Genomic DNA, 4,526 nt, shown 5'->3' with positions numbered 1-4,526 from the left:
TTTTAATCTTATATAATTAATTTAAAATATATATTTAAGTAAAATATTAAAATAATCTTATTAAAAATATTTTATTAAAATATTTAAAATAATATAAACTTAATTTGAAAATATAACTTAAAAAAATTATTATTAGCAATATTAAAGATTTAATTAAAAATTAATCTTTTAAAATATTAAATGATTATATTAGAAATATTTACTTAAAAATTCATCAATTTTAGATTCAAAAGATTCTAAAGTACCTTCATTAATAATCATTTTGTCTGATTCTGCAATAACACTACCAATTCCAAAACTTAATTCATCTTGATCTCTTTTTTTAAAATCTTCAAATTTCTGTGAATCATCTGAACGATTTCTCATTTTTAATCTTTCAAATCTTATTGAAGGAGGTGCAAAGATAGTAACTACCTTAAAATCATTAAAATTATCTTTAAATAAACTAACTTCATAAGGACTTCTAATTCCTTCAATTATAATAAGTTTATTACTTAAATCATCTTCCATTTCAATTAAAGATTTAACTTTTTTAATAGTTAGATTAGCAACAGCATATTTTCCATGTTCTTTTCTAAGTGCTATTGATGTAACTCTTAAATCTTCATTTCTTTTTATAGCTTCTTCTCTTACCATGTCTCCCATTTTAACTACAATAGCTCCTTTTTCTTTAGCTTTTGTAGAAATTAATGTTTTTCCAGATCCTGAAAGACCAGATATCCCAATAACATTTACCATTATAACACTCTTTTTATGGTTTAATTTTCATTGAATTTAAGGATTCCTCTAAATTTTTATCATTATCAAAGTCATCAATAATTTTTTGAAGGAATTCTTTATCTTTATTTTTATATTCTTTAGCAATTTTACTCATTAATGGAATTGCACGTACAACATTATCAACTATAGAAATATCAGACATTTTAGATGTTCTAGATAATGGATTTAAATCTATACAAATTATTTTTTTACCTGCTTCTTTTAATAATTCTGCTCTATCTCCATCTTCAAGAGGAACAAGAATTACATCAGCAATATAAATTCCTTTTTTACTAGCAGTTACTCTTGGATTTTTTATTTTATCAAAGTAATATAAATCATCATAGTTTGTACCTAAAATATCTTCATATCCATGTTCTTTAAATAATTTAGTGATTTTGTCTACACGTTCTTCAGTTCTGTAGAATAAATTAATTTCAATATTACTATTAGTAATATTTGCAAGTTCAATTACTTCATCAATAGCCAAAGCTGTAGTATTACCATTTACAGATAATACTGGATGATTTGCAAGAATAATACTTGCTACTGCAGCTTTAATTGCTTTTTTTGCTGCAGGTACTGTTTTTTCCCCAATTAAATAATCAAAAGTTTCTCCTCTACCATGTGCAATCATTCCAGAATCAGCTAAATAGCCATCTAAGAATGCATCTTTTACTTTTTGTCTTAATAATAAAGACTCATATCTTGGATGATTTTTAGGTATCATATTAATAATTTATGATTATAAAACATATATAATTTTTTATTATTAATCATTATAAATTATATTTTGTAATTTTATTAAATTTTTAAAAAATAGTATTAAATTTAATTATAGTTCTAAAATAAATTTAAATTAAAAATAAGTTTTATTAAGTTGATTATTATGTTTTAAAAAAAGAATAATTATGTATTAAAAAATACATAATTTTAAAAAATTTTAATTTTTCTTAAATGGAATAATTCCTAAACATAAAATACCAATTAATAAAATCAATAATGGATTACCCGTTTTAGGTGTAGTTTCAACTACTTTAACAGAATTATTAGTCTTTTTATGACTATTATAAGTATTATTATTGTTATTAGTATTATTGTTTGTATTATTATTAGTATTGTTGGTGTTGTTTGTATTATTAGTTGTGTTTGTATTGTTTTCATGTCTTATAATATTTAAAACTTCAGTTTTATTATTAGCAGTAATATTTGGTATTTCATTAGAACCTGCAATTACATAATTTGTAAAATTACCTATTTCTGTTGTATTGAAAAATACAGTAATTTCTGCAGATTCACCTGGAGCTAATCCCTGATTGTAAATCCAAGTTGGTTTATTATCATTATTTATTGAGTATGTCCAATTATTATTAACTTTCCATGAATCATAAATTAAACCATCATCCCATTTATCCTCAGTAATGAAGACTTTATATAAAGTATAATTACAATCATTAGTTACACGTATAATAAATGAAGTTTTATTTCCTAAATCTACTACAGGTGTAATTGTGATTTTTTCAACTTTCATATGGGTATCTAATTCATCTAAATAACTTACATTAAACATAATGTCAATTTGATTAGCTGTTGGAGTTAAATATGTTCTGAAATTAAAAATAATGTATGATCCATTATCTAATTTTCTAACTGCATTATGTGTAGGTACTCTAAATCCACTATCATATAATTCAACAGTTTTTATTACAGGTGGGTATATACTATTATAAAAATCTGTATTAGTAAATTGGGAGATATAAAGGTACATATCATAATCTAATTCTGGTGTAGCATTAGGATTATCATAATAATACCAAATATATATTTTAATAAATTCTGAAACATCCATATTATATTTTACATTAACAATAAGACTTAAATCATCTACAAGATAACCGGAACCACCAGTATTTGCATATGGTTCAGTACAAAATCCATAGTAACCATTAGTAAAATTAATTAAACCATGATATTCTGAATCAAGTAAGTCAGTTAAGTTAAGTGATATTATATCATTTGTATTAGTTAAATTATTAATAGTATAATTACTTATAGTGAATATTGAATCATTAGCTCTTGCATAATTATTAGTGAAATTAGAATTATTTATTGTAGCATTTCCAGCAAAAACTGCACCACCTTGTAAGTTAGCACGATTTTCAATAAATCTACTATTATTAATATTTACAATCATTCCACTAACTGCACCACCTTGTTTTTTTGCAGTATTATTAATGAAAGTACAATTATTTATATTAGTAACATTGTTAGATAATATAGCAGCTCCACGGTATTGTGCAGTATTGCCTTCAAATATAGAGTTAGTTACATTAGCTTCTTCTCTTGAATAAATTCCAGAACCTAAATAATTTGTATCGGAGTATCCTGTATTATTTATAAATCTTGAATTATTAACTGCAACTTTATATCCTTTAATACATGTTCCAAGAATACCAGTATTTTCAATAAAATCACAATTATCTACAGTTATATAATTTCCAACAAGAGCTCCATCTTTTTCATAATTAATATTCTGTTTAAAAGTACAATTACTTGCATAAATATAATTTGCATTGATAGTACCTTCTTTACTTGCATAATTATTAGAAAATGTACTGTTATTTAAATGTAATTTACCAGAAAAGACATTTATTGATGAACCACCACCATTACTTACATAATTATCTGTAAAACTACAATTATTTATTATAAGATCATTATATGAAAATATTGATCCACCACTAGTAACATATCTGCTATAATTTACTGCACTATTTGAAATGAAGTTAGAATTATTAATAATTGTTAATTTAGATCTTGAACTAATTGCTCCACCATAATTTAATGCAATACAATTTGTAAAATTACAATTATTTACTATTAACTTATCTCCTGTTGCGTTAACAGCACCTCCAGAATAATAAGTATTGTTTGAATTACCATTCTTTAATGTTAAATCATTAAGGGTAACATTTGAATTAATAATATTAAATATTAATGCTTTATTATCTCCATCTATAATATGATTATTACCATTGATAGTAAGATTTTTGGTAATTTGTATTCCATTTGTAGAATCTGTAGTTGAGTCAAATTTATAATCATCATTAATATTTATTACATCATTTGTACTAGTATCAATAAGATTCTGCAAATCAGTAAAAGATTTAGGGTTTTTGTGAATCTCCAACAATATTATTATTTGAAGTAGATACATCATTTGTTGATTTATATGTTTGTAAATTTTCTGAATTTACATCAATATCATTATTTGAAGTATTTACTTCATTAATTGACTGATATTCTACTGTTAATAATTGAGAATTATCTAAATCAGTAGAATTATCATTTGCAGATATTGCATTAATACTAATAAATAATATTATAATGATTAATAAACTAATCTTCAGTTTTTTCATTTATATTCACCTCCTTTTAAGTAGTAAACATATTTTAATTTATGAAAATTTTTTACTAAATTAAAATATTAAAAGATAAAAGGGAAAATAAAATAGATTGTTATAATCATTTTAATTTCCTATCTCAATCAATCAATATAATTAATAGTAATTATATAATATTTTGTTTATTTTTTTATATAAATATGTATACTTTAATAAGTTTTTAACAGATTTTTTAAAAAGAATTTAAAAAATTAAGAAAAAAATATAATCTGTATAACTACAAAAAATAGCCGAATAAAGCAATTTAAAAATTTTAAAAAGTATTTTTCTTCATTAATTAACTTTAAACAGTTAATTTAAAAA

Annotated in this window: 4 protein-coding genes; all 4 read right to left on the bottom strand. The window is 22.3% G+C overall.

What is annotated here, in order from left to right:
* Positions 1-189 precede the first annotated feature (189 nt).
* Positions 190-738: an AAA family ATPase gene (locus tag BGI41_RS06745; RefSeq protein WP_088539767.1), complete on the bottom strand. Its 549-nt coding sequence runs from the start codon at positions 736-738 to the stop codon at positions 190-192.
* 13 nt (positions 739-751) lie between these two features.
* Positions 752-1,489, bottom strand: coding sequence for a 4-phosphopantoate--beta-alanine ligase (locus tag BGI41_RS06740; protein ID WP_088539765.1), 738 nt, complete (start codon positions 1,487-1,489; stop codon positions 752-754).
* A gap of 213 nt (positions 1,490-1,702) precedes the next feature.
* On the bottom strand, positions 1,703-3,949 hold the full coding sequence (locus BGI41_RS06735) for a hypothetical protein (protein ID WP_158211972.1): 2,247 nt from the start codon (positions 3,947-3,949) through the stop codon (positions 1,703-1,705).
* Positions 3,927-4,178 carry a hypothetical protein gene (locus tag BGI41_RS06730; RefSeq protein WP_088539761.1) on the bottom strand — a complete coding sequence of 84 codons (252 nt, stop codon included), beginning with the start codon at positions 4,176-4,178 and terminating at the stop codon, positions 3,927-3,929. The genes BGI41_RS06735 and BGI41_RS06730 overlap by 23 nt, the downstream gene beginning before the upstream one ends.
* Between the last annotated feature and the right edge of the window lie 348 nt (positions 4,179-4,526).

It is taken from the genome of Methanobrevibacter sp. 87.7, assembly GCF_002208625.1.
Classification (GTDB): domain Archaea; phylum Methanobacteriota; class Methanobacteria; order Methanobacteriales; family Methanobacteriaceae; genus Methanarmilla.
This window is presented reverse-complemented; position numbering and strand designations above follow the sequence as displayed.

Bases quoted from the DNA above. Each gene is read 5' to 3' on its own strand.
- BGI41_RS06745 (WP_088539767.1), bottom strand. From the start codon at position 738: ATGGTAAATGTTATTGGGATATCTGGTCTTTCAGGATCTGGAAAAACA.
- BGI41_RS06740 (WP_088539765.1), bottom strand. From the start codon at position 1,489: ATGATACCTAAAAATCATCCAAGATATGAGTCTTTATTATTAAGACAA.
- BGI41_RS06730 (WP_088539761.1), bottom strand. From the start codon at position 4,178: ATGAAAAAACTGAAGATTAGTTTATTAATCATTATAATATTATTTATT.